Origin of the sequence: Rhizobium grahamii CCGE 502, from assembly GCF_000298315.2 — a bacterium.
Taxonomy (GTDB): Bacteria; Pseudomonadota; Alphaproteobacteria; order Rhizobiales; family Rhizobiaceae; genus Rhizobium; species Rhizobium grahamii.
The window spans coordinates 305551-330693 of the sequence record NZ_AEYE02000031.1; the positions used below are offsets into that span (position 1 = coordinate 305551).

A 25143-nucleotide genomic window follows, 5' to 3' on the forward strand; every position below is an offset into this window, starting at 1 on the left:
AATCAGCCGATTGCGACCGGGCCGACTGATTTGGGAGGCTCGCTCGCGCCATTGCCGTGATGCTTTGTTTATGAGATAGTCCTAACGCAACTGCCGACGGATTGCGGGTAATTTCCGCCTAGACGGTGGTTTGGGAGGAACGCATGGTTGTCGTGCTTGTTCTCGTTCTGATCGTCATCGGGTCGGTGGCATTCCATCTGCTCAGCCCGTGGTGGTGGACTCCGATTGCCTCGAACTGGAGCTATATCGACCATACCATCATCATCACGTTCTGGATCACCGGCGTCGTCTTCGTCGCGGTGATCTCGTTCATGGCCTATTGCATCTTTCGTTTTCGCCATCGGCCGGGGAACCGGGCGGCCTATGAACCAGAAAACAAGCGTCTGGAATGGTGGCTTGCCGGCAGCACTGCTCTCGGGGTGGGTGCGATGTTGGCACCTGGTCTCTTCGTATGGCACCAGTTCGTGACTGTCCCCGCGGATGCTGGCGAAATCGAAGTCGTCGGGCAGCAGTGGCTGTGGAATTTCCGGTTGCCCGGAGTGGATGGCAAGCTCGGCAGGGCCGACAACCGAGCGGTGACCGCAGACAATCCGCTCGGCGTGATCAGAAGCGATCCGGCTGGCCTCGACGACATCATCATTTCAGGTGGCGAACTGCATTTGCCCATCGGAAAACCGGTCCGCGTGCACCTGCGCTCGGTTGACGTCTTGCACGATTTCTATGTTCCCGAGTTCCGGGCGAAAATGGACATGATCCCCGGCTCGGTCACCTATTTCTGGTTCACGCCGACGCGCACGGGCACATTCGAAGTGCTCTGCGCGGAGCTTTGCGGTGTTGGACATCCGCAGATGCGAGGGACTGTCGTCGTCGACGAGGCGGACGCCTATCAGGCGTGGCTCGCGCAGCAGCAGACGTTCTCGCAGCTGATGGCAGCGGTTGAACCGGCCAACTAGGCCGGCGTTGCGACCGGGGGAGCGGTCGCAATGGGAGGAGGAAGGAAGGCATGCGATGGTTGATATTCCAACCAGTGCCGGCGACGTTATTCCGCCCGCCGAAGTGGCGGATGTCGAACTTTACCATCCGAAGAGCTGGTGGACGAAATACGTCTTCAGCCAGGACGCCAAGGTCATTGCCATCCAGTATTCCATGACGGCGTTCGCGATCGGGTTCGTGGCGTTGGTGCTGTCTTGGCTGATCCGCCTGCAGCTCGGCTTTCCGGGTTATTTCTCCTTCATCGACGCCGATCACTACTATCAGTTCATCACCATGCACGGGATGATCATGGTAATCTATCTGCTGACCGCGCTCTTCCTCGGCGGCTTCGGCAACTATCTCATTCCCCTGATGGTCGGCGCTCGCGACATGGTGTTCCCCTATGCGAACATGCTGAGCTACTGGCTCTACCTGCTCGCCGTGATCGTGCTTGTCGCCGGCTTCTTTGCGCCCGGCGGGCCGACGGGTGCCGGCTGGACGCTCTATCCGCCGCAGGCGTTGACATCCGGTACGCCGGGCGGGCGCGACTGGGGTATCATCCTGATGCTCTCCTCCCTGATCATCTTCATCATCGGCTTCACGATGGGCGGGCTGAACTATGTCGTCACCGTGCTGCAGGGAAGGGCGCGCGGCATGACATTGATGCGAATGCCGTTGACCGTATGGGGCATCTTCACCGCCACCGTCATGGCGCTGCTGGCGTTCCCGGCATTGTTCGTCGCCGCCGTCATGATGCTGTTCGACCGGCTGCTCGGCACCAGCTTCTTCATGCCTGCGATTGTCGAGATGGGCGAACAGCTGAAGTCGGATGGCGGAAGCCCGATCCTGTTCCAGCACCTCTTCTGGTTCTTCGGGCATCCGGAGGTCTATATCGTTGCGCTTCCGGCCTTCGGCATCGTCTCCGACCTGATCAGCACGCATGCGCGCAAGAATATCTTCGGCTACCGCATGATGGTCTGGGCGATCGTGATCATCGGGGCGCTGAGCTTCATCGTCTGGGCGCACCACATGTATGTCAGCGGCATGAACCCGAATTTCGGGTTCTTCTTCGCCACGACAACGCTCATCATAGCCGTGCCGACCGCGATCAAGGTCTACAACTGGGTCTTGACACTTTGGCGGGGGGATATCCACCTGACTTTGCCGATGCTGTTTGCCATCGGCTTCATCGTGACGTTCGTCAACGGCGGGTTGACCGGGCTTTTCCTCGGCAATGTCGTGGTTGATGTGCCGCTGTCCGACACGATGTTCGTCGTCGCGCATTTCCACATGGTGATGGGCGTTGCACCGATTATGGTGGTCTTCGGCGCCATCTATCACTGGTATCCGAAGATTACCGGGCGGATGCTCGACGAGGTTCTCGGACGGATTCACTTCTGGGTCACCTTCATCGGCGCCTATGCGATCTTCTTTCCCATGCATTACGTGGGCCTTGTCGGTGTGCCGCGCCGCTACTTCGAGCTCGGCGACACGGTATTCATTCCGCCGTCCGTGCATGATTTGAACATGTTCATTTCCGTCGCAGCGCTGATTGTCGGTGCGGCTCAACTCGTCTTTTTGTTCAATGTCGTCTGGAGCCTGTTCCATGGTCGAGAGGCCGGCGGCAACCCGTGGCGGGCGACGTCATTGGAATGGCAGACACCCGAGACGCCGCCGGCACACGGCAATTGGGGCAAGGAGCTTCCGGTCGTCTACCGCTGGGCATACGATTATAGCGTCCCCGGTGCTGCCGAAGACTTCATACCGCAGAACCAGCCGCCGCCGGCCGGTCTGTCGAGGGCGCCAGCATGAGCGTCGTTCTGATCTTCCTCGCAGGCGTCGCCGCCATCGTCATCTGGTGGATGTCCGGACAGCGGTTGATGTCGAAGCCGTGGCTGGAGATCGGCACGCTCGACGATATCCACCAACCGGCCAAGCAGCCGATCCCGACTGCCAAGATCGGCCTCGGTATTTTTCTTGCGGTTGTCGGGGCTCTCTTCTCCTTGCTGGCCAGCGCCTATCTCGCCCGGATGAGCGGCGCCGATTGGTGGGCGGTCCCCATTCCGCGGCTTCTTTGGGCGAATACCGCGGTGCTGATCGCCAGCTGTGCGGCCCTGCAGTGGACCGTGGTTCAAGCGCGGCGAGGCGCGGATGACGGTGTACGGCTGGGCCTCGATGCCGCATTGGCGACCGCAGTCCTGTTTCTCGCGGGGCAGATCGTCGCCTGGCTGCAGCTTGTTGCGGCGGGTTATGTGTTGGCCGATAACCCTGCAAACAGCTTCTTCTACATGCTGACCGGGCTGCACGGTCTCCACATTCTCGGCGGGCTGGCGGTGCTTGCGCGGACACGGGTGAGACTGCTCGCGGGCACCAGCATGGCACCCGCAAGACTGCGCCTCGGCATCGAGCTCTGCGCCACCTACTGGCACTTCATGCTCGTCGTGTGGCTGCTTCTCTTTGCGCTTTTCACCGGCTGGGCAAACGACTTTGTCGATCTCTGCCGTCAACTCGTTTCTTAAGGGGTAGCCAATGGCCGAACTCACCCGAGTTGAAACAGAACCCGTTGCCCATGGCAGCCATACCGGCGGTCTGCGTGGTGTGGCTGCGGATTTTGCCTCGGATCAGCGAGCGTTCAAGAACGTGTCCTGGGGCAAGGCCATGATGTGGATCTTCCTCCTCAGCGACACCTTCATCTTCGGCTGTTTCCTGCTTGCCTACATGACGGCTCGGATGTCGACACCGATCCCATGGCCCAATCCGAGCGAGGTCTTTGCACTTGAAATCGGCGGGCAGCAGGTCCCGCTGATCCTGATCGCCATCATGACCTTCATCCTGATCAGCAGCAGCGGCACGATGGCCATGGCCGTCAATTTCGGTTATCGCCGCGAGCGCGGGAAGACGGCAGCACTGATGCTTCTGACGGCGGTGCTCGGCGCCTCTTTCGTGGGAATGCAGGCGTTCGAGTGGACGAAGCTCATCACCGAAGGCGTGCGTCCCTGGGAAAACCCGTGGGGTGCGGCACAGTTCGGATCATCCTTCTTCATGATCACCGGGTTTCACGGTACGCACGTGACGTTTGGCGTGATCTTCCTATTGATCACCGCGCGCAAGGTATGGCGCGGAGACTTCGATACGGGCCGTCGCGGCTTCTTCACAAGCCGCAAGGGCAATTATGAGGTCGTCGAGATCATGGGCCTCTACTGGCACTTCGTCGACCTCGTCTGGGTCTTCATCTTCGCGTTCTTCTATCTGTGGTGAGGCGCATCATGGCACAGGCACAAGCCCATTCCGGCCAACAGCATCCGATCAGGCTTTACCTCGTCGTCTGGGGATTGCTGTTCGTCCTCAGCACCTTCTCCTATCTGGTCGATTATCTCGGCATCCAGGGCTATCCGCGCTGGACGCTCATCATCATTTTCATGATGCTGAAGGCCGGCCTGATCGTTGCCATCTTCATGCACATGGCGTGGGAGCGGCTGGCGCTGGTCTATGCGATCCTGCTGCCACCGCTACTCGTCCTGGTCTTCGTGGCGATGATGGCATCGGAGTCGCACTATACGATCTTCACCCGGCTGACCTTCCTCGGCGGCGCCGGTTCCTAGGTGGACCAGCGCGGCTTACGTGATCTTCTCGTTCGGATAGACGCCCCACAGGGTGGACTGGCGAACGAAGCCACCAACCTCATGGCCGGTCACCTCGACGTTGCACCATGTGCCGTCGCAAGAGCGAACAGCGACGCGGACACGGGCCGCCAGCTTCGCAAGGGCGTTGGGCGGAGGCGCGTGGCGCGGCGCGGATCGGCACCGGTGAGGTGATCCACGGGCCGATCAGCGCAGTGCGGTGGCTGGAGAGCAGCGCGCGGTGCATCCAACCGGAGATGCCATCGCAATCCCGCACCTGACGCCAGTTGTCGTATTCTGCGATGATTTCCAGCGGCAGTCCCGGTGCCTGGTAGATCCATTGGGTTGCGTAGTCGAGCGAGGGCCCGACGCGCATGCGGGCTTCCTTCGATTTCACAGAAACGAAACGGGGCACGCGAAGCCCCGTTTCGCGCCCTGGGGAGCCGTTGGACTGGATCGACTGCTGCGGGGCTGGATTGGCTGCAGTCGTTTGGCTGGACAGCATGATGCCGAGCAAACAGCCGGCGGACAGCACGCCGAGCCGGCGTGCGGCACGATATGGACGGCGTGCCATCGCTTAGTTGCAGGATGCCACGCGCTTCAGGGCCGCGGTCACCCCATTCAAGGAGTAGGTGTAGGTCGTCGCCGTGCCGCGTTGGGAGACGGCTTCGACAGTCATGTCGCTGCCGGAGCGCATGGCGCTGATGACGTCAGGTTCGCGGGACGCTTCAAGCACCCAAGCGGATTTGCCCCTGGTGAACATCGTGAACGTCTTGTCGCCGATTGCGACCTTGACTCGCGAGCCCGGCTTCAGTTCGTAGCCCATGATGGCCTGCGGCTCATACCCGGCACTCGGCGCCCGGCCGATCACGAAGAAATTGCTGCCATGATCGACGCTTGCCGGCTGTTTGGTTGTCGGGCCTGTCAGCAAATAACACACGGTCTCCCCGCCCTTGCTGTAGGAATAGACGCCCCAGTCCTCGAACTGCTTGACCATCGTCGGCTGCGCGTTTGCTGAAATTGCACCGGCAACTGTGAAGGAGAGTACGAGAGCTATTCTTTTCATGGGCATTTTCCCCGCCGAAAGTGTGAGAGGTGCTGGCCTTGGAACAGACCGGCTGGAGCGAATGCGGGGCATTCAAGGCGGAGAGGGTTACCGAGACCTTAATTCGGGCTGGAGGTAACGAACGTGTGACCGATCGGTCGTCTGATGTGAATGGATAGCCCAAAAACAAAAAAAGCCGGCCACGTTTCCGGGACCGGCTTTGAATAAATGCTTGAAATCGATCAGGCCGAAAGCTTGGCCAGAACCTCTTCATCCACCTCGAAATTCGAGTAGACGTTCTGAACGTCGTCGTCGTCTTCGAGGCTGTCGATCAGCTTCAGCAGCGACTGGGCCCGTTCCTCATCGACCGGCACGTTGTTCTGGGCGCGCCAGACAGCCTTGACGGTTTCGGCTTCACCGAGCGAGGTTTCGAGCGCCTTGGCAACTTCGCTGAGGGCTTCGAAGCCGCAGGTGATGTAGTGGCCTTCCTCGTCGGTCTCGACGTCGTCGGCACCGGCTTCGATGGCGGCTTCCATCATCTTGTCGGCATCGCCTGCCTCAAGCTTGTAGGTGATTTCACCGACGTGGTCGAAGGAGAAGGAAACAGAGCCTGTTTCTCCAAGAGCGCCGCCGGCCTTCGTAAAGATCGAGCGGACGTTGGAGGCGGTGCGGTTGCGGTTATCGGTCAGGGCCTCGACGATGATCGCCGTGCCGCCCGGGCCGTAACCCTCGTAGCGGACTTCATCGTAGTTCTCGCCGTCGGCGCCCGCAGCCTTCTTGATGGCGCGGTCGATGTTGTCCTTAGGCATGGACTGCGCCTTGGCGTTCTGGATCGCAAGGCGCAGGCGGGCGTTCATCGAAGGATCAGGCAGACCGGCCTTGGCGGCTACCGTGATTTCGCGCGCGAGCTTGGAGAACATTTTTGACCGCACGGCGTCCTGACGGCCCTTGCGATGCATGATGTTTTTAAACTGTGAATGGCCAGCCATGGCACCCCTGTTCACGTCATATTGTTAGGAATGGGCGCCTTATAAGAGCGAAATGGGCCGTATTCAAGGGAAAACGGCTCCGCCCGAAAGGCGGAACAAAGCTCGGAAGTTGACGTTTCAAAGCACGGACCCTCGAAACGGAAGGAAGTGCTATGGCTAGTTTCAACGAGGCGCGGGAACACCCGGCACGCCAGCTCTGGGACCAGGTGAACGACATTCATGCCGGCATGCTCGGCGTGGACGGGGCTGACATGCACATGCAGCCGATGGCGCCGAACGCGGATCCGAAGACGAATACGATCTGGTTCTACACGAAGTCGGATGCGGCCATCGTACGTGCCATCAAGCCAGGCACGCGGGCGCATTTCTGCGTGGTCGGAAAGGATCATGATTACCATGCCTGCCTCGCCGGCAAGATCGAGGTGCGGCTCGACCCGTCAAAGATCGACGAGTATTGGAACTCCGTTGTCGCCGCCTGGTATGATGACGGCAAGAAGGATCCGAAGCTCACGATGCTCGCAATGCATGTCGACGACGCGGAGATCTGGGTGTCGACGGGCAGCAAGCTGAAGTTCGGTTGGGAAATCGCCAAGGCCAATCTCGACGACGACAAGATGCCCGATGTCGGCATCAGGCAGCACTTGCAGTTTGCTTGAAAGAACAGACCCGGCGCAGCCCGGGTCCTTTACTGCATGCCCTTCGCGACGTAGATCAGCGGCTTTTTCGGCAAGGTGAGCAGCGACACGGAGATCGTGTTCGTCGGTGCGTAGCTGATGTCGAAATCGGGCCCGAACATCGACAGGAAGCTTTGCAGGGGCCTCGGTTGATGCATCGGCAGGATCAGCGAGGCGCGCAGACGCTTGATGACGCGGCTCATGCTGTCGGAGCCCATTGTCAGGCCACCATCCACTGGCACCATCACGACATCCAGTCGGCCGATTTCCGTGTAGTGGGTTTCCGTCAGTTCGTAGTGCAGATGGCCAAGATGGCCGATGCAGAGGCCGGCAACCTCGAAGATGAAGATTGAGTTCCCATCCTGCTGCGGCGCGCCGAAACCGCCCCTGATATCGGTGGTGACATTGCGAATGTAGGTGTCGCCGACGACCAGGTTGATCTTGGCTTTTTCGCCCGGCACGTCGCTCCATCCATGCAGCACATACTTGATGGCCGGGTCGGTGACCAGAGTATAGTGCGAGGAATGGGCGCGGTTCATGGTGACGACCATCGGCGCCTGCGTCGGCGAGTACCAGCCGCTGTAATCGGTCGCGATCGTCACACCGCCCGGCGTTTCAATGAGGAAGGTGGAGTGCCCGATGTAGGTCAGCGTAACCGATTGGTTGGTGGCGCCGGCGTCGATGACTGGGGCCGGGCCTGTGAAACTCGCGAAGGTTGCTTGCGGGATCGATTGGGCAATAGCCTGGCACTGGCTGACGTTTCGCCGTTCCTCCTGAGCGGCGGCCACTTCCACGGCAACCAAGACCATCACGCAGGCAATTGCGAAGACAAGAAAACGCGGCTTCATGCCACTTCCTCCAGCGCTCTCACGGGTGCGCTCGGAGGATGCGGCAAGGCGCCGCAGCGGTCCAGTTGAAATGCCGGGACCGCTGCTCACTTTTGCGTCATGGCAGGCGGCTGCCTATGCTAGCGCCAGAACTCCGGGATGGTCTCAGCGAGACGCGGACCGAGCCGCAGCGGAGCGATCTTTTCAGCGAGCCCGGTTGCGTCCGAAATCTCCACTCCGACGCCGCAGATGGTGGCGGGGCCAGTCGCGGCCTCCATGCGACCCTTCGGCATCTTGGAGATGAACCGGTTCAGCGGCTCTTCCTTGTCCATGCCGAGCGAGGAATCGTAGTCGCCGCACATGCCGGCATCCGACATGTAGGCGGTGCCGCCATTCAGGATCTGGTGATCGGCCGTCGGGACATGGGTGTGCGTACCGACGACGAAGCTGGCGCGGCCGTCGACGAAATGGCCGAAGCACTGCTTCTCGCTGGTCGCTTCAGCATGGAAGTCGAAAATGATCGCATCGGCCTGTTCCTTGAGCGGGCAGGCATCAAGGATCGCTTCGGCGGATTTGAAGGGATCGTCGAGTTCGGGATGCATGAAGACGCGGCCCATGACATTTGCGACAAGCACGCGTGCGCCGTTGCGGGCATAGAACAGCCCCGAGCCGCGACCCGGCGTGCCCTGCGGGTAGTTCGCGGGCCGCAGGAACTGGTCGTGACGCCCGGCAAAGGCAACGGCTTCCTTCTGGTCCCAGACGTGGTTGCCCGTCGTCACGACATCGGCGCCGGCATTGATCGTCTCGAGGAAGATATCCTCGGTGATGCCGAAGCCGCCGGCGGCGTTCTCGCCGTTGACGACGACGAAATCGAGCTTCAAGTCGGAAATGAGGCCGGGGAGGCGGTTCCAGACGGCGGTGCGTCCGGTCTTACCCACCATGTCACCCAGAAAAAGCAGTCGCATTGCTATCCAATCCAAGAGGCAAAAAAGCGAAGCCCGCTTTCCGTCAGGAGGGCGTCCAGGCTGACATCGTGCGGCTCGTCGGGCACATGTGCCACTTCCTGGCAGTCGAATGCAATGCCGATCAGCTTGGGATGCTGGCCTTTTTGCCGCAAACGCTCGATGGCGCGGTCGTAATAGCCGGCGCCGTAGCCGATGCGGTGGCCGCGATTGTCGAAGGCGGAGAGGGGGACCAGCATGATTTCTGGATCGAGCACGGCGGCGTCCGCCGGCGGCCCCGAGGTGCCGAAGCCGGTGTTGACCAATGGCACGCCGCGCACCAACTCGCGAAATACAATCGTCTGTTTGTCGAGGATGGCGGGCACGCAAAGCCGTGCACCACGCGCCTGGAAGCGCGCCAGAAGCGGTCGGATGTCGGCCTCCGACCGGATCGGCAGGAAGCCGGAGACAACAGTGCCGGGATCGAACGCGACGGCCTCGCCGGCATGCTCGGCCATGGCCAGGCTCATCTCGATTCGAATGTCTTCCGGGATCGCGTCGCGCAATGCGAGGCGGCCGGCACGCATTTCGGCTTTCAGTTCTTTCGGGGTCATGCCGTCCATCACGTTGTTTTCAGCAGACGATAAAGCTCTTGCCGATCATTTCAACGGGACAATACGACCTTTGACCGCCCGCCTTAGCCAATCGGATCAAATCGTGATGCTGGCCGGTATGGCTGAGGCGTCGGCCTGTGCCTCAAACGAGTAGGCGTTGACGCCTGATGCCTGCTGGCCGGTTCCTGCGCGCAAGTCGCGTATCGCCTTGTCCATGAGCTGCCGAACCTCCTGCAGGATGGCCTTGAACTCTTCCATCGTCTTGCGATCTTCGGTGGAGATGCCTGCGGATGCTTGTTGTCCGTCTTCGACGACGCTCTGGTAGGCGTTGCGCGCCGCAGTTGCGCCGTCGGGCTCGTCCGCTTGGGCAGCGCTCGCGTCGGAGCTGTCCGACGCCGCCGCCGCGTCTGTGGCTGATGTATTGGTTGCGGCATCTGCCGACGCCGCTCCGGTATCGGCCGTTGCCGCAGAGGCATTGGCTGCGGAAGCAATGTTTGTTGCACTGGCCGCAACAGCCGAGGCAAATTCCGCCGCAGCGGCGCTGATCTTGTGGGCAAGTTCGGCTGCAAGCCGGGCGACGACTTCTGGCGGGTAGCCGCCGCTCTTTAGCATTTCGAGCTGCTGCTTGGCTTCCTCAAGCTTGCGTGCCGCACGGGCTTTGGCCGCTTCGGCCGATGTCGCCATGCTCTCACGCAGGCTTTCCTGTGCCTTTGCCGCATTCTGCAAGATCTTCAGGCGCGCGCTGGTGCTGTCGGTCGACGTATTGAGATTGTCGGCGGAGTAAGTGGTGCGCAGGATGTTGAGCGCTGATGCGGAACCGACTTGCATACTATCCTCCGGATTGCACTATCCGGTGTAGTCTGCAACTTCAGGCTTGCGTGGGCCTGTGCCACCTATGTACGGGTGGCGAGCGTATGGATCGTTTCATTGAACAGCGGCATGCCGCCCGGTGACCAACCGAGGGCGCGGATTTTCGCAGTGTCCATCGGCGTCAGCTGTGACTTGTCGGCAGGAAGCGGCAGCCTGTTCAGGCAATCGCGCTCCCAGCGAATGTGTTCCAGGATGTCCCAGGTATCGAGGGTGACATCGGAGACGTTGAAGGTCTCACCGCAGATACGATTGGCGTCCGCTTCCAGCATCAGCCGTACGGCCCCGCCGACGTCTCTTCCGTGAACCTCGGTGCCGGCACGTGATGGCAGATGGCGGCCGGCGAGGTAATCTTCAATCAGCTTGTCCCATTTGTTCGGCCGAAGGTCGCCGTAGACGCCGGTCAAGCGCAGGCTGGCCGTTGCGAAGCCGGGCGCCGCGAGATGCGCGAGGCTGCGTTCGGCGTCGAGCTTGACGTGGCCGTAGAGGGTCTCGGGTTTCTCGGGCATGCCTTCCATCAGCGTGGTTCCCGGTGCGTGCTCGCCATAGGCGGCGCGGCTCGAAATGAAGATGCAGCGGCGTGTGCCGGCGCGTTTGGCCGCTTCGAAAAGCCGGACGCTGCCGTCAAGGTTAAGGCGCTTGAAGGTCTCCGGATCATCGCCCTCGCCGCCGCGGTATTTGCCGGGCAGGTGGTGGAAGGCGGCGTGCACGAAGAAATAGGCGTCGTCAAAGGCTTCGATATGATCGTGCGTCGGATCGAGCGAAAGCGGGGCGAATTCGACCGGTCTTGAAAAGAAGCGGGGCAGGGGAGCGTGGCGGCCGCCGATGATCACGGTATAGCCGGCGGCGAGCAGTTCTTCGACGATATAACGTCCGACGCGACCTGTTCCCCCCGATACCAATACCTTCATGCCGCCTCGTCAGGGTTGGTCATTGTCGATGGATCCGGCAGGTCATCGCCGGCATAGAACGCATGCCAAAGGTCGATCAGCGGCCGCAGTTTATCGGCCTTCGGATGATTCGTCTCCCACGGCTTCTCATACTGGTAATGCAGGACGGAAATACTCTGCCAGTCCCAAAGCCGGGGCATGGTGAACCACACGTACTGGAGCATGTTGAAATAGACGGGCAAGCCGTGCCAATCCGGGAAAAACTCCTGCAGGAAGGTCTGGTCCGTCCGCTTCCAGAACACCCCCGGCTGATCCAGCCGTTCCAGCATGCGCTGGAATGTCTCTTCGGACGGTTGCGCGACGAAGACTCCGGAGTTCAGCCGGTGAAAGTCCGCAAGGGACTCATAGACATTCGGGGCGGCGGAAAACTCGGGGTAGCGGAAGAGCTTGTCGATGTTTCGCAGCACGAGCGCGTCGGCGTCGATGAAGACGCAGCTGGCATATTCGGTCAGTTGCCATAGGCGCAGCTTGCAGAAATTGTCGAGCGGCGAGTGAAACGCCGGCTTGCGTCCCTTTGTGAAGGGGGCCGCGGTATGCAGATTGGATCGAGCATGACGCTCATTGAACGCGGCTGACAGCGGCAGATGTTCGACCGGCACGAGACGGCAGTCGAGCTGCAGGAGTGGGCCAAGGTTGGCTTGGTCGGCGCCTGCCGTATGGAGGATGACGATGTCCGCTGGAGTGGCGGTTCGGCGCAAGGATGCCGCAAGCGCCTTGGCGCCCATGGCGTAGTCGTCGTTGGTGACGAGCGTGACATAGGCGTGCCGAGGCTCACTCATGAAACGGACTTCAGCCTCTTGCCTTCCGGATCACGGTTGATCGTGGCCGCAATGTCTTTCGTCCAGGCAGAGACTGCCGGGACGCGCGACCGATCGACGCGATAGGCAAATTTCTTGGCGACGTCGACGATTTCGCTCAGAAGACCTGCCTGGAGGGTGATCGGATCGAGACCGAGACTGCGGAATTTCTCGTTCTTGACGATGAGTTCGTTTTCCGGCGCTTCCTTGCGCGGGTTCGGCAGCCAGGCGATCTCGGCGCCGCTCAGCTTGGCGATCATTTCCGCTAGATCGCGCACCCGATGCGTTTCGGTCATCTGGTTGAAGATCTCGACACGGGCGCCTCGGGCAGGCGGGTTGTTCAAGGCAAGCTCGATACAGCGGACCGAATCCTGGATGTGGATGAAGGCACGGGTCTGGCCGCCGGTGCCGTGGACGGTCAGGGGATAGCCGATCGCCGCCTGGATCAGGAAGCGGTTCAGCACTGTGCCATAATCGCCGTCATAGTCGAAGCGATTGATCAGCTGCGGATGCCGACACGTCTGCTCGGTGTGGGTGCCCCAGACAATGCCCTGGTGCAGGTCGGTGATGCGCAGGCCGTCGTTCTTGGCGTAGAAGTGGAATAGCAGCTGATCCAGGCACTTGGTCATGTGATAGATCGAGCCGGGATTGGACGGGTAGAGGATTTCCTGGCTGACGGTCTCGCCATTCGCCGTCTGGATGCCAACCGGCAGATAGCCCTCGGGGATCGCTGCGCCGACCGTTGAATAGCCGTAGACGCCCATCGTGCCGAGGTGGATCAGATGCGCGTCGAGTTGAAGTTCTACGAGCGCATTCAGGAGGTTATGGGTGGCGTTGACGTTGTTGTTGACGGTGTAGTTCTTGTGGCGGTCGCTCTTCATGGAGTAGGGCGCCGCGCGCTGTTCGGCGAAATGAATGATGGCATCCGGCCGGTTCTCGGCTAGCCACTTCTTCAGCAGCTCGTAGTCCTTGGCGAGGTCGATCAGGTTGAAATGAATGCGCCGGCCGGTTTCCGCGTGCCAGATGCGCGTCCGCTCCTGGATCGAGTCCATTGGGGTCAGCGACTGAACCCCGAGTTCAGTGTCGATCCAGCGCCGCGAGAGGTTGTCGAGAATATGAACATCGTGTCCCGTGTCGGAGAGATGCAATGATGTCGGCCAACCGATGAATCCGTCTCCGCCCATCACTGCAATCTTCATCGCATCGTCTCCTGCTTGAATGTCTCTGTCAAAAATTACTTAGGAAGCGTGACAATTGTTCAATGCTTGCAAGGCGGAAAGTCTTCCGCCAAAGAGGGCGCGTGACTTTGGAGAAAATTATGGCGGACAACGGGTTTTCGATTTCGGGTGAACTCACGGAAACGGGTCACCGGCTCCTGCAGCGGGTCTACTACGAGGACACCGATTTTTCCGGCCTCGTCTACCATGCGCGTTATCTTCACTTCCTCGAGCGTGGCCGCACCGACTACCTCCGTTGTCTCGGCGTCGAGCAGCGCGAACTCATCAATGCGGACGAGGAGGGGCTTGTCTTCGTCGTTCACCGCATGGAGATCGACTTCAAGCAGCCGGCGCGGATGGACGACATCCTGACCGTGCTGACCCACACCGAAAAAGCCGGCGGCGCCAAGATGGTCCTCAATCAGGAGATTCGGCGCGGTGAAACGCTGCTGATCGCCGCCAAGGTAATCATCGCCGTTATCAACGCCAATGCCAGGCCGCGACGACTGCCGGAGACACTCGCCGAGAAATTTCTCGAAGGCAGCAAGCCGCTCCGCGGGCCTTGAGCCCTTGCCGCGCGCAATGCGATCGACGCGGCTTGTGCGCGGTGATTCGCCTGGGTCGATCGCGAACGCTGAAAAGACGCGGGATTTCCGGTCTTGCATAAACATGAGTTTTGTGTGAAGGAATTTGCGCGCTGGAAGATAAGCGCTGTTGTGGTCATCGACCTAGATCTGACCAAGTAATCCAAGGGATAAATCTTTCGCCGATAGTTTCGCTGTCATGATCCGGCGCTAACGAACTGTTAACCATAATAGTGTCTTACTCGGATTGTCAGAGTTTGTGCGGTGCACGCCTTCCTTTGACCAAATTTGACGGCAAGGAAGGCGGATAAGAGCTTGGAAGCTTGACCAGGGCTTTGGGCGGCGGCCGCCAGACACTTCTTGCGAGATCACTTTGTGCCGCCCGGTCAAGTGCCGGGCGTTTGGATTCGGGGATTTTGGATCAATGGAACAAGTAGGATTGGCAGCAGCAACGGCCGACGTCAGCCTCTGGTCGCTGTTTATGCAGGCAGGTCTCGTCGTCAAGCTGGTCATGCTCGGGCTCATCGCAGCCTCGGTCTGGACCTGGGCGATCGTCATCGACAAGTATCTGGCGTATGGTCGCGCACGGCGCCAGTTCGAGAAGTTCGAGCAGGTATTCTGGTCGGGCCAGTCGCTGGAAGAGCTTTATCGGACGCTGTCGGAACGCAACAATACCGGCCTTGCCGCGATCTTCGTTGCGGCCATGCGCGAATGGAAGAAGTCGTTCGAGCGCGGTGCGCGCTCCCCGATCGGTCTGCAGATGCGTATCGACCGCGCCATGGACGTTACGCTGGCGCGTGAATCCGAATTCCTCTCAGCCCGTCTCGGCTCGCTCGCGACGATTGGTTCTGCCGGTCCGTTCATCGGCCTCTTCGGTACGGTCGTCGGTATCATGACCTCGTTCCAGGCGATCGCCGGCTCGAAGTCGACGAACCTCGCGGTCGTTGCTCCCGGTATCGCCGAAGCGCTGCTTGCAACCGCAATCGGCCTCGTTGCCGCTATTCCGGCCGTTATCGCCTACAACAAGTTCACTGCCGACGCCGGCAAGCTTTCGGGCCGTATGGAAGGCTTCGCGGATGAATTCTCCGCCATCCTTTCGCGCCAGATCGACGAGAAACTGCAGCCGCGCCAGGCCGCGCAGTAATCGACGGGAACGGAGTCAACGATATGGGTATGGGTGCTCCAAGCGGTGGCGGTAGCGGCGGTGGCCGCGGTGGCCGTCGTCGTGGTGGCCACAGAGGTGGCGCGATCTCCGAAATCAACGTGACGCCGCTCGTCGACGTCATGCTCGTGCTTTTGATCATCTTCATGGTGGCAGCACCGATGATGACGGTCGGCGTCCCGGTCGACTTGCCGGAGACACAGGCCAAGGCGCTGAATTCCGAAACGCAGCCGATCACGATCTCGGTCAAGAACGACGGCCAGGTGTTCCTGCAGGAAACACCGATCCCGGTCGAAGAGATTGCCGCGAAGCTCGAGGCGATCGCAACGACCGGCTACAATGAACGCATCTTCGTTCGCGGCGACGCGACCGCGCCCTATGGCGTGATCGCCGACGTCATGGCCCGCATCCAGGGTGCCGGCTACAAGAACATCGGCCTCGTGACGCAGCAGAAGAAGGACCAATAGCGAACGCTATGAAGGCCAGTATCGTCACATCTGCGGCTCTGCACTGTGCACTGCTTGCCTGGGCGCTGATCTCGATCGGCTCCCCGGAGCAGTTCAAGGTCGAGGATTTCGAGGCGATGCCCGTCGACCTCGTGCCCGTAGAAGAAATGACGCAGATGCAGCAGGGCGACAAGACGGCCAAGCCCAGCGAAAAGCCGGCGCCGAAGCCGACGGCCAAGCCGACCAATGTCGAAAACGCCGAGAACATGGGCGAGAACAAGGTCGACCTCAAGACGCCGCCGGTCCCGAACGCCAAGCCCAGCAATAACGAGAGCGCTGCTGCCCCCAAGGCCGTCGAAAAGCCTCTTCCTCAGAATGATCCCGTCCCCAACGAGGTGAAGGAGATCATGAAGGAGGAGACGGACGTCGAGCCGAAGCAGGTCGCGTCCATCACCCCGCCAAAGCCCGAAATCACCCCGCCGACGCCGCCAAAGCCTGAGGAAACGCCACAGGAACAGCCGGAGCCACCGAAGCCGGACGCCGAGGCGCTGCCGGACAAGGTTCCGACTCCGGTCGTGAAGCCGCAAGCCAAGCCGCCGGAACAGAAGCCGGCCGAAAAGCCCCCGGAGAAAAAGACCGAGGATCAGGCGAAGGCGGACGAAAAGCCGACGGACAAGAAGAAGGCCGACAAGAAGCAGGAGAAAGCGAAGTCCGCCTCCTCCAAGCAGAGCGACTTCAACGCCGACGATATCGCGGCGCTGCTGAACAAGCAGGACCCGTCGAATGGCGGAGCCAAGAGTTCGACCGAGGTTGCTTCGCTCGGTGCCAAGAAAGCCACCGGTGGCTCCAAGCTCTCGATGAGCGAGATGGATGCGCTGCGTAGCGCGATCGCCGGCAACTGGTCGGTTATCCCGGGGATGGAAGGTGCTAGCGACGTTCGCATCAAGGTCCACATGAAGCTGGACCCTGACGGTAACATCATCGGCTCGCCCGAGGTCGAAGCAGTTGGCGGCACCAACGAGGCGACGCGCATGGCGTTGGCAAGCGGTGCCAAGCGTGCCGTCATGAAGTCGTCGCCCTTCACCAGTCTCCCGAAAGACAAATATGACGCCTGGGGCGAAGTTATCGTCAACTTCGATCCCAGTGATCTAGCACTTTAAAATGCTGAAAGGCTTGTCCTCCATGACCAAGTGTTCCCTCATTCGCGCCTTGATGGTCGCCGTCGGCATGATAACCACTGCGGTTGTCGCCACGCCGGCCAACGCGCTTGTCGAAATCAACATTAACAAAGGTAACGTCGAGCCGCTGCCGATCGCGATCACCGACTTCCTGCAGGGCGACATGGGTGCCCAGGTTTCACAGGTGATTGCCGCCGACCTTCAGCGCTCCGGCCTTTTCAAGCCGATCGACAAGAACGCCTTCATCGAGAAGATCTCCAACCCGGATGCCGCCCCGCGCTTCGAGGACTGGAAGGTCATTAATGCGCAGGCACTCGTGACCGGTCGGGTGACGCAGGAAAGCGACGGACGTCTGCGCGCCGAGTTCCGTCTCTGGGATACGTTTGCCGGCACGCAGATGACCGGGCAGCAATTCTACACGCAGCCGGAGAACTGGCGCCGCGTTGCTCACATCATCGCCGACGCGATCTACAAGCAGATCACCGGCGAGGAAGGCTACTTCGATACGCGCGTCGTGTTCGTTTCGGAGTCTGGGACCAAGCAGGAGCGCAAGCGCCAGCTCGCCATCATGGACCAGGACGGCTTCAACGTCCGCATGCTGACGAACGGCAGCGACCTGGTTCTGACGCCGCGCTTCTCGCCGAACCGGCAGGAAGTCACCTACATGTCCTTCGCCAACCAGCAGCCGCGGGTTTACCTGCTGCAGCTTGAAACGGGACAGCGCGAAGTTGTCGGCAACTTCCCGGGTATGACCTTCTCCCCGCGCTTCTCGCCTGATGGCCAGAAGGTCGTGATGAGCCTTCAACAGGAAGGCAACGCCAACATCTACACGATGGACCTGCGGTCGCGCACGACGACGCGCCTGACCTCGACGGCCGCCATCGATACCTCGCCGTCCTATTCGCCGGACGGTGGGCGGATCGTGTTCGAAAGCGACCGCGGCGGCAAGCAGCAGATCTACGTCATGAATGCCGACGGCTCCGGCCAGACGCGCATCTCCTTCGGCGACGGCAACTACTCCACGCCTGTCTGGTCTCCGCGCGGCGATCTGATCGCCTTCACCAAGCAGTCGGGCGGCAAGTTCTCGATCGGCGTGATGAAGCCGGACGGTTCGGGCGAGCGAATCCTGACGACGGGCTTCCACAACGAGGGCCCGACCTGGGCACCGAATGGCCGCGTCATCATGTTCTTCCGCCAGGCCGCCGGTGCGGGTGGTCCGCAGCTCTACTCGATCGATCTGACGGGCTACAATGAGCAACTTATCAAGACCCCGACCTACGCTTCCGACCCGGCCTGGTCGCCGCTTCTCGAGTAGAAAAGCCTGTGGACGTGCCTTTTTGTCGCCGCAAAAATCCCTGATTGGGGCGACTGAGGGACAAATCAACCATCTGTTAACCATAATTCTTGAATGCCGATTAACCCAATACGGTTACAGTCCGGCAACCTTAATCAAGTCGCAAGGAGACCGGCCATGAGCCGAATTCACACCCCGGCAATGAGCCGCATGCAGAATTTCGCCCGCAACCCCGTCATGATCGCGCTTGTCGCCGGTCTTGCTCTGGCCGGTTGCGCCAACAAGAAGAACATGGCCAACAGCGCCGGTGACCTCGGCCTTGGCGCCGGCGCCGCAACGCCGGGTTCGGCCCAGGACTTCACCGTCAACGTCGGCGACCGCATCTTCTTCGACACCGACTCCACCTCGATCCGCGCCGACGCCGCCCAGACGCTTGACCGTCAGGCTCAGTGGCTCGCTCGCTATCCGAAGTATGCCATCACCGTCGAAGGTCACGCCGACGAACGCGGCACGCGCGAATACAACCTTGCCCTCGGTGCTCGCCGTGCAGCCGCCACCAAGGATTACCTTGCTTCGCGCGGTGTTCCGGCTCAGCGCATGAAGACCATCTCCTACGGCAAGGAACGCCCGGTCGCCGTCTGCGACGATATTTCCTGCTGGTCGCAGAACCGCCGCGCGGTCACCGTTCTGGGTGGTGCCGGCATGTAATTGCCGGGAAATATTACAATTTCGAAAGGCGGCTCCATTGCGGGCCGCCTTTTCTTTTTGAACACACTTTGGCCAGTTTCCGTTGCTTTTTGAAAGCAATTGGAAAAATCTCCTGTTCGTGCCAAAGGGTGCGAAGAATCACTGGGACAGGACGAACCATATGAAAAAACTTGTCGTTGCGGGCATGCTGTGCCTCGCGGCCGTGGCCGGGGCGGGCCAATCGGCGAATGCGACGTCGATTTTGGGTTGGCAGATCGGCGGCAAAGCCGCGGATCGGCAGCCTCAGGCACCGGTCGTAAACGTGCAGGCCGGCGGAGCTGAAGTTCGCGTCCAGCAGCTTGAAGAGCAGTTGCGTCAGCTGAACGGCCGCATCGAAGAGATGAGCTTCCAGCTCCTGCAGATGCAGGAAACGATCCGCAAGGCCCAGGAAGACAACGAATTCCGGTTCCAGGAACTGGAAAAGGGCGGCGGCAGCAGTGCCGGCGGTAGCACCAAGACGATGAAGAAAAGCGAGGCCGATGTGCCTCCTCCGGCTCAAGGTCAGGGCGGCGGCGATGATGTCGCCCGCGTGATCCAAGCACCACAGGGAGCCGAAACGGCTCCCTCGACCGATGTTCCGGCAAACGAGGGTCTCGGTCAGCCGCCGAAGCAGCTCGGCTCGATGGAGTTCGACAAGAACGGCAATCCGGTCGGCGGCTCGGTCAATGAGAATGCCGCGGTTGGATCAGGCCCGGTTCCGGGTGTCGATTCCGGTCGTTCGTCGCAGACTGCGTCGCTCGGCAGCGAAGCCGATCAGTACAAGGCTGCCTATGGCCACGTTCTGTCCGGTGACTACTCGACGGCGGAGCAGGAGTTCACCCAGTATATCGCTCAATATCCGAGCAGCGCACGGGCAGCCGACGCGAATTTCTGGCTTGGCGAGGCGCTCTACTCGCAGGGCAAGTACAACGAAGCCGCCAAGCGGTTCCTCGATGCGCACAAGAAGTACGGCAGCTCTGAAAAGGCGCCGGAAATGCTGCTGAAGCTCGGCATGTCGCTCGCAGCGCTCGACAACACGGAAACCGCATGCGCCACGCTGCGGGAAGTCCCGAAGCGTTACCCCAAGGCTTCGCGGGCCGTCATAACCAAGGTCGCCAGCGAGCAAAAACGCCTCGCTTGCTAAGGTCTTCCGGTTTTGTGCCCGGACGGCCCGCTTCTACCTGAGACGGCAGCACGCCGTTTTCTTGACTCGCTGACCAAGCCCTCGCGCATTCTTGTCGCTATTTCGGGTGGAAGCGATTCAACCGGCCTGCTTCTGGCGCTTGTTGAAGCCCTCAAGGCCACATCCAATTCAAGAATCTCTCTTTGTGCGGCAACTGTCGACCATAGCTTGCGGGCAGAATCGGCCGAGGAGGCGCGCGAGGTTGCAGCCTTCTGCAGCTCGCTTGGTATCCCGCACTTAGTCAAGGTGTGGCAGGGTGAGAAGGCCAAATCAGGCATCATGGCGGCAGCACGCGACGCTCGCTACCAGCTGCTTGCGGATGTCGCCGAAAGCCTGAAGGCCGACATTGTCGTGACCGCGCATACGGCAGACGATCAGCGCGAGACGCTTGCCATGCGCAAGGAGCGCTCTGAGCAAGCGAGCACGGGTATTGCCGACCTCGTTCTTTTCGATCGAAACCTCTGGATAGCCCGGCCACTGCTCGGCTGCAGACGGGAAGCTATTCGCGACTTTCTCCGTGCGCGACAGGTTTCCTGGATCGATGACCCGAGCAACGACGATCCGAAATATGAGCGCGTTCGGGTGCGCTTGCGCCTGGCGGGGGAAGCTGAGGTCGCGTCTGATGCGGACGGGGCGGATATGCGCGCGGCGCTCGCCACTTCGGCGGGCCGGTGGTTGCATCAGTATTTTGCCCTGCATTCTCCTTGGATAGGTCAGGTGATGCCGGCCGGGCTCGCCGATCGAGAGACGCTTTGTTATGCCGTTCCACGCCTTGCGGCAGTGTTTGGCGGGCAGGCATTCCCGCTCGGGCGAAAGCAAACGGACGATGTGCTCGGGCTTGTTGAACGTGGAAGGCCGGGCCGGATGACCGCGGGCAGGGTGGTCTTCGACCTTCGGCGCGACGGGCTCTTTCTCGTCCGCGAAAGCCGCGGCATTTTGCCGTTGACGTTGTCGCCGGGTGCGCGCGGTCTCTGGGACAGCCGGTTCCTCGTTGAAAACGGATCTCCGGCCGACATCACTATTCTTGCAGGTCAACCCGGGCCCGTCAGCGGTCGACTGCCCAGGGGTGTTGTTCGACGAGCCTTCGCGGCGACACCACGCATCGTTGATTTCGCAGGAGAAGATCCACTTGCCAGTGTTAGCGAGAAAGTACGGATCAGCCCCTATTTTTCGCCCTTCGACCGTTTTTTGACACGATTTGATTTCATCTTCGCAGATAGCCTTGCGGCTGCCTTTGGTACACGCCCCTATCCAAAACCGCCTTTAGGTCTTATTGACGGAAAATCTATCTAACAGTCCAGTTTGCCTTGGCATTCACCTGAGGCAATCCTATGTTAGAGGCCAAATAAGACGGTCGCCATGAGGCGGCTGTTCCAGTGCTGGGGAGTTCGATGAACCCTAACTTACGTAATTTCGCCTTGTGGGCAATCATAGCTCTGCTGCTGATTGCTCTGTTCAGCATGTTCCAGACGTCGCCGGCGCAGACCAGCTCCCGCGAAATCCCTTATTCGCAATTCTTGCGTGAAGTGGATGCGGGCCGCGTCAAGGAAGTCGTCGTCACGGGCAACCGTGTCTCCGGCAGCTATGTTGAAAATGGCACCACATTCCAGACCTATACCCCCGTCGTTGATGACAACCTGCTCGATCGCCTGCAGCAGAAGAATGTCCTCGTTTCGGCGCGCCCGGAAACCGACGGCTCGTCGGGCTTTCTGAGCTATATCGGCACGTTGCTGCCGATGCTGCTGATCCTGGGCGTCTGGCTGTTCTTCATGCGACAGATGCAGGGTGGTTCGCGCGGCGCGATGGGCTTTGGCAAGTCTAAGGCCAAGCTTCTGACTGAGGCGCACGGCCGGGTGACCTTCGATGACGTCGCGGGCGTTGACGAAGCCAAGCAGGACCTTGAGGAAATCGTTGAATTCCTGCGCGATCCGCAGAAGTTCCAGCGTCTCGGCGGCAAGATCCCGCGCGGCGTGTTGCTGGTCGGCCCTCCCGGCACCGGTAAGACGCTGCTCGCCCGCTCTGTCGCCGGCGAAGCGAACGTTCCGTTCTTCACGATCTCGGGTTCCGACTTCGTTGAAATGTTCGTTGGCGTCGGCGCGAGCCGCGTCCGCGACATGTTCGAGCAGGCCAAGAAGAATGCGCCCTGCATCATCTTCATCGACGAAATCGACGCCGTCGGCCGCCATCGTGGCGCCGGTCTCGGCGGCGGTAACGATGAACGCGAGCAGACGCTGAACCAGTTGCTGGTCGAGATGGACGGCTTTGAAGCGAATGAAGGCATCATCCTGATCGCTGCGACCAACCGTCCCGACGTTCTCGACCCGGCACTGCTGCGTCCGGGCCGTTTCGACCGCCAGGTCGTCGTTCCGAACCCCGATATCGTCGGTCGCGAGCGCATCCTGAAGGTTCACGCCCGCAATGTGCCGCTGGCACCGAATGTCGATCTCAAGGTTTTGGCTCGCGGTACGCCCGGCTTCTCCGGTGCTGACCTGATGAACCTCGTCAACGAAGCTGCCCTGATGGCCGCGCGCCGCAATAAGCGCGTCGTCACCATGCAGGAGTTCGAAGACGCCAAGGACAAGATCATGATGGGCGCCGAGCGCCGCTCTTCGGCGATGACCGAGGCGGAGAAGAAGCTGACGGCCTATCACGAAGCCGGTCATGCCATCACCGCGTTGAAGGTTCCCGTTGCGGATCCCCTGCACAAGGCAACCATCATTCCGCGCGGCCGTGCGCTCGGCATGGTGATGCAGCTACCTGAAGGCGACCGCTACTCCATGAGCTACAAGTGGATGGTGTCGCGCCTGGTCATCATGATGGGTGGTCGCGTTGCAGAAGAGCTGACCTTCGGCAAGGAAAACATCACCTCCGGCGCATCGTCCGATATCGAGCAGGCCACCAAGCTTGCGCGTGCAATGGTGACGCAGTGGGGCTTTTCGGATGCGCTCGGCCAGGTCTCCTACGGTGAAAACCAGCAGGAAGTGTTCCTTGGCCACTCGGTTTCGCAGTCGAAGAATGTTTCCGAGGCCACCGCTCAGACGATCGACACCGAAGTCCGTCGCCTGATCGACGACGCCTATTCGGAAGCGCGCCGCATTCTCACCGACCACCACGAGGAATTCGTGGCGATCGCCGAGGGGTTGCTCGAATACGAGACGCTGACGGGCGAAGAGATCAAGGCGTTGATTCGCGGCGAGAAGCCGTCGCGTGATCTCGGCGATGACGCGCCGCCCAGCCGCGGTTCGGCCGTGCCGAAGACCGGCACGCGCCCAGCGACAAAGGGTGACGAGCCGGAGGCTGGCCTGGAGCCGCAGCCGCATTGATTTCTCTTGCAGAATGACCGAAAGGCCGGGTCCGTTAGGACGCCGGCCTTTCGCGTCGGTAACGCGATGTAATGGGTTTTCTTGCTAATTTACGTGATGGACACCGCGATTTATGTCATGCCGGTGACATAGCGAGGCCTCATTTGGGGCTCTTGTAGCGATAATTCCGCCTGTGGCGGCTCATTTTTTGCAAGTGGTAATGCGCAGCCTGAAGGCGCGCCAAGGCACAGGGGTGCATATGAAAAGACGCTATTTCGGTACGGATGGCATTCGCGGTCAGTCCAACGTGTTCCCAATGACACCGGATCTTGCGATGCGAGTTGGTATCGCAGTTGGAACGATCTTCCGAAGAGGCAACCACCGTCATCGCGTCGTCATAGGCAAGGACACTCGCCTTTCTGGCTACATGTTGGAAAACGCCATGGTTGCGGGCTTCACCGCTGCCGGCATCGATGCGTTCGTTCTTGGTCCGATACCGACGCCGGCTGTGGCCATGCTGACACGGTCCTTGCGTGCCGATATCGGTGTCATGATTTCGGCCTCGCATAATCCCTACGAGGACAATGGCATCAAGCTCTTCGGGCCGGATGGCTACAAGCTGTCCGACGATCTGGAATCGCAGATCGAGGACCTGCTTGAGAAGGATCTGTCCACGCAGCTTGCAAAGTCGGATGACATCGGCCGCGCCAAGCGCGTTGACGGCGTTCACGACCGTTACATCGAGCACGCCAAGCGCACGCTGCCGCGCGACGTGACGTTGCAGGGATTAAGGATTGCGATCGATTGCGCCAACGGCGCTGCCTACAAGGTCGCTCCAGCTGTTCTCTGGGAACTCGGTGCCGATGTCGTGACCATTGGCAACGAGCCGAACGGCACCAACATCAATCTCAATTGCGGTTCCACCAGCCCGGTCGCACTGCAGAAGAAGGTCGATGAAGTGCGCGCCGATATCGGCATTGCGCTTGATGGCGACGCCGACCGCGTGATCATCGTCGACGAGAACGGTGCGGTTGTGGATGGCGACCAGCTGATGGCTGTGATTGCCGAAAGTTACGCCGAGAGCCAACAGCTTCGCGGCGGCGGCATTGTCGCGACTGTGATGTCCAATCTCGGCCTCGAGCGCTTCCTCGACGACAAGGGACTCGGTCTCGTGCGTACGATGGTCGGTGACCGCTACGTTGTCGAGCATATGCGCCAGCACAACTACAATGTCGGCGGCGAACAGTCCGGACACATCGTGTTGTCGGACTATGGCACGACCGGCGACGGCTTGGTGGCTGCGCTGCAGATCCTTGCTGCGGTCAAGCGGACCGGCAGGACCGTCAGCGAAGTGTGCCGTCGCTTTGACCCCGTGCCGCAGCTCCTCCGCAACGTCCGTATCTCCGGCGGCAAGCCGCTCGAGGATATTCAGGTGCAGAAGGCGATCGCCGATGCGGAGGCCGAGCTCGCAAAGAATGGCCGCCTGGTTATCCGCCCGTCCGGAACGGAGCCTCTGATCCGCGTCATGGCCGAGGGTGATGATCGCTCGCAGATCGAGCGGATCGTCAACGAGTTGATCGGCACGATTTCGAACGTGCGCTCTGCGGCGTGAAGTCGACATGCACGCTTTTGGTCGGGTGCCGCCAGCGTCCAACTGGCGCGCCTCCGTTCCCGTAACATCATGATAAATATCTTGTAAATTTAATCGGACATTAACTCTAGTTTGCAAGAATCCAGGCTGAATAAAGGTCAGAC

Annotated in this window: 26 protein-coding genes; 16 read left to right on the forward strand and 10 right to left on the reverse strand. The window is 60.6% G+C overall.

Annotated elements, in window-relative coordinates; all coding sequences use genetic code 11:
* Positions 1 to 143 precede the first annotated feature (143 nt).
* The 5 genes from RGCCGE502_RS26010 to RGCCGE502_RS26030 are packed head-to-tail and all read left to right on the forward strand — an operon-like array spanning position 144 to position 4574.
* Positions 144 to 953 carry a cytochrome c oxidase subunit II gene (locus RGCCGE502_RS26010; RefSeq protein ID WP_016557191.1) on the forward strand — a complete coding sequence of 270 codons (810 nt, stop codon included), beginning with the start codon at positions 144 to 146 and terminating at the stop codon, positions 951 to 953.
* Between the two features lie 55 nt (positions 954 to 1008).
* A complete protein-coding gene (gene ctaD, locus RGCCGE502_RS26015) occupies positions 1009 to 2784 on the forward strand; it encodes a cytochrome c oxidase subunit I (RefSeq protein ID WP_016557192.1) in 1776 nt (591 codons plus the stop codon).
* A complete protein-coding gene (locus RGCCGE502_RS26020; RefSeq protein WP_016557193.1) occupies positions 2781 to 3491 on the forward strand; it encodes a cytochrome c oxidase subunit 3 in 711 nt (236 codons plus the stop codon). The genes ctaD and RGCCGE502_RS26020 overlap by 4 nt, the downstream gene beginning before the upstream one ends.
* Before the next feature lie 10 nt (positions 3492 to 3501).
* A complete protein-coding gene (locus RGCCGE502_RS26025; protein WP_016557194.1) occupies positions 3502 to 4230 on the forward strand; it encodes a heme-copper oxidase subunit III family protein in 729 nt (242 codons plus the stop codon).
* Between the two features lie 8 nt (positions 4231 to 4238).
* The gene (locus tag RGCCGE502_RS26030; RefSeq protein WP_016557195.1) at positions 4239 to 4574 is read left to right on the forward strand and encodes a cytochrome C oxidase subunit IV family protein; all 336 of its coding nucleotides are present in this window, start codon (positions 4239 to 4241) and stop codon (positions 4572 to 4574) included.
* A 79-nt stretch (positions 4575 to 4653) separates the two neighbouring features.
* Here RGCCGE502_RS26030 and RGCCGE502_RS26035 read toward each other — a convergent pair whose 3' ends face one another.
* The 3 genes from RGCCGE502_RS26035 to RGCCGE502_RS26045 all read right to left on the reverse strand — a co-directional run bounded on the left by RGCCGE502_RS26035 (position 4654) and on the right by RGCCGE502_RS26045 (position 6626).
* Positions 4654 to 5166 (reverse strand): SH3 domain-containing protein, encoded by a 513-nt coding sequence (locus RGCCGE502_RS26035; protein WP_016557196.1) that lies wholly within the window; start codon positions 5164 to 5166, stop codon positions 4654 to 4656.
* A 3-nt stretch (positions 5167 to 5169) separates the two neighbouring features.
* A complete protein-coding gene (locus tag RGCCGE502_RS26040; RefSeq protein ID WP_016557197.1) occupies positions 5170 to 5658 on the reverse strand; it encodes an invasion associated locus B family protein in 489 nt (162 codons plus the stop codon).
* A gap of 221 nt (positions 5659 to 5879) precedes the next feature.
* Positions 5880 to 6626, reverse strand: a complete 747-nt coding sequence (locus RGCCGE502_RS26045) for a YebC/PmpR family DNA-binding transcriptional regulator (RefSeq protein WP_016557198.1) — start codon at positions 6624 to 6626, stop codon at positions 5880 to 5882.
* A gap of 152 nt (positions 6627 to 6778) precedes the next feature.
* Between RGCCGE502_RS26045 and RGCCGE502_RS26050 the strand changes: the two genes are divergently transcribed.
* The gene (locus RGCCGE502_RS26050) at positions 6779 to 7282 is read left to right on the forward strand and encodes a pyridoxamine 5'-phosphate oxidase family protein (protein ID WP_016557199.1); all 504 of its coding nucleotides are present in this window, start codon (positions 6779 to 6781) and stop codon (positions 7280 to 7282) included.
* Positions 7283 to 7311: 29 nt separating this feature from the next.
* Here RGCCGE502_RS26050 and RGCCGE502_RS26055 read toward each other — a convergent pair whose 3' ends face one another.
* From RGCCGE502_RS26055 to RGCCGE502_RS26085, 7 genes are all read right to left on the reverse strand, one after another.
* A complete protein-coding gene (locus RGCCGE502_RS26055) occupies positions 7312 to 8148 on the reverse strand; it encodes an MBL fold metallo-hydrolase (protein WP_016557200.1) in 837 nt (278 codons plus the stop codon).
* 119 nt (positions 8149 to 8267) lie between these two features.
* Positions 8268 to 9092, reverse strand: coding sequence for a TIGR00282 family metallophosphoesterase (locus RGCCGE502_RS26060; protein WP_016557201.1), 825 nt, complete (start codon positions 9090 to 9092; stop codon positions 8268 to 8270).
* 2 nt (positions 9093 to 9094) lie between these two features.
* Positions 9095 to 9682: a 5-formyltetrahydrofolate cyclo-ligase gene (locus tag RGCCGE502_RS26065; RefSeq protein ID WP_016557202.1), complete on the reverse strand. Its 588-nt coding sequence runs from the start codon at positions 9680 to 9682 to the stop codon at positions 9095 to 9097.
* Positions 9683 to 9778: 96 nt separating this feature from the next.
* Positions 9779 to 10510 carry a hypothetical protein gene (locus RGCCGE502_RS26070; RefSeq protein ID WP_016557203.1) on the reverse strand — a complete coding sequence of 244 codons (732 nt, stop codon included), beginning with the start codon at positions 10508 to 10510 and terminating at the stop codon, positions 9779 to 9781.
* A 65-nt stretch (positions 10511 to 10575) separates the two neighbouring features.
* Complete coding sequence (locus tag RGCCGE502_RS26075) at positions 10576 to 11460, reverse strand: NAD-dependent epimerase/dehydratase family protein (protein ID WP_016557204.1); 885 nt, start codon at positions 11458 to 11460, stop codon at positions 10576 to 10578.
* Positions 11457 to 12278: a glycosyltransferase gene (locus RGCCGE502_RS26080; RefSeq protein ID WP_016557205.1), complete on the reverse strand. Its 822-nt coding sequence runs from the start codon at positions 12276 to 12278 to the stop codon at positions 11457 to 11459. The genes RGCCGE502_RS26075 and RGCCGE502_RS26080 overlap by 4 nt, the downstream gene beginning before the upstream one ends.
* Positions 12275 to 13495: an NAD-dependent epimerase/dehydratase family protein gene (locus RGCCGE502_RS26085; RefSeq protein ID WP_016557206.1), complete on the reverse strand. Its 1221-nt coding sequence runs from the start codon at positions 13493 to 13495 to the stop codon at positions 12275 to 12277. The genes RGCCGE502_RS26080 and RGCCGE502_RS26085 overlap by 4 nt, the downstream gene beginning before the upstream one ends.
* Positions 13496 to 13614: 119 nt before the next feature.
* Between RGCCGE502_RS26085 and ybgC the strand changes: the two genes are divergently transcribed.
* The 10 genes from ybgC to glmM all read left to right on the forward strand — a co-directional run bounded on the left by ybgC (position 13615) and on the right by glmM (position 25000).
* Positions 13615 to 14079, forward strand: a complete 465-nt coding sequence (ybgC, locus tag RGCCGE502_RS26090) for a tol-pal system-associated acyl-CoA thioesterase (RefSeq protein WP_016557207.1) — start codon at positions 13615 to 13617, stop codon at positions 14077 to 14079.
* A 442-nt stretch (positions 14080 to 14521) separates the two neighbouring features.
* Positions 14522 to 15241 (forward strand): protein TolQ, encoded by a 720-nt coding sequence (gene tolQ / locus RGCCGE502_RS26095; protein ID WP_016557208.1) that lies wholly within the window; start codon positions 14522 to 14524, stop codon positions 15239 to 15241.
* Positions 15242 to 15270: 29 nt separating this feature from the next.
* The gene (gene tolR, locus RGCCGE502_RS26100; protein WP_025660914.1) at positions 15271 to 15726 is read left to right on the forward strand and encodes a protein TolR; all 456 of its coding nucleotides are present in this window, start codon (positions 15271 to 15273) and stop codon (positions 15724 to 15726) included.
* An 8-nt stretch (positions 15727 to 15734) separates the two neighbouring features.
* A complete protein-coding gene (gene tolA / locus RGCCGE502_RS26105) occupies positions 15735 to 16865 on the forward strand; it encodes a cell envelope integrity protein TolA (protein ID WP_016557210.1) in 1131 nt (376 codons plus the stop codon).
* Between the two features lie 22 nt (positions 16866 to 16887).
* Positions 16888 to 18198, forward strand: a complete 1311-nt coding sequence (gene tolB / locus RGCCGE502_RS26110) for a Tol-Pal system beta propeller repeat protein TolB (RefSeq protein WP_016557211.1) — start codon at positions 16888 to 16890, stop codon at positions 18196 to 18198.
* Between the two features lie 156 nt (positions 18199 to 18354).
* Complete coding sequence (gene pal, locus RGCCGE502_RS26115; protein WP_040675631.1) at positions 18355 to 18885, forward strand: peptidoglycan-associated lipoprotein Pal; 531 nt, start codon at positions 18355 to 18357, stop codon at positions 18883 to 18885.
* A gap of 160 nt (positions 18886 to 19045) precedes the next feature.
* The gene (gene ybgF, locus RGCCGE502_RS26120) at positions 19046 to 20047 is read left to right on the forward strand and encodes a tol-pal system protein YbgF (RefSeq protein WP_016557213.1); all 1002 of its coding nucleotides are present in this window, start codon (positions 19046 to 19048) and stop codon (positions 20045 to 20047) included.
* A 12-nt stretch (positions 20048 to 20059) separates the two neighbouring features.
* Positions 20060 to 21379, forward strand: a complete 1320-nt coding sequence (gene tilS, locus RGCCGE502_RS26125) for a tRNA lysidine(34) synthetase TilS (protein WP_016557214.1) — start codon at positions 20060 to 20062, stop codon at positions 21377 to 21379.
* 98 nt (positions 21380 to 21477) lie between these two features.
* Positions 21478 to 23409: an ATP-dependent zinc metalloprotease FtsH gene (gene ftsH, locus RGCCGE502_RS26130; RefSeq protein ID WP_016557215.1), complete on the forward strand. Its 1932-nt coding sequence runs from the start codon at positions 21478 to 21480 to the stop codon at positions 23407 to 23409.
* Between the two features lie 238 nt (positions 23410 to 23647).
* Positions 23648 to 25000, forward strand: a complete 1353-nt coding sequence (glmM, locus tag RGCCGE502_RS26135; RefSeq protein ID WP_016557216.1) for a phosphoglucosamine mutase — start codon at positions 23648 to 23650, stop codon at positions 24998 to 25000.
* The last annotated feature ends 143 nt before the right edge of the window (positions 25001 to 25143 follow it).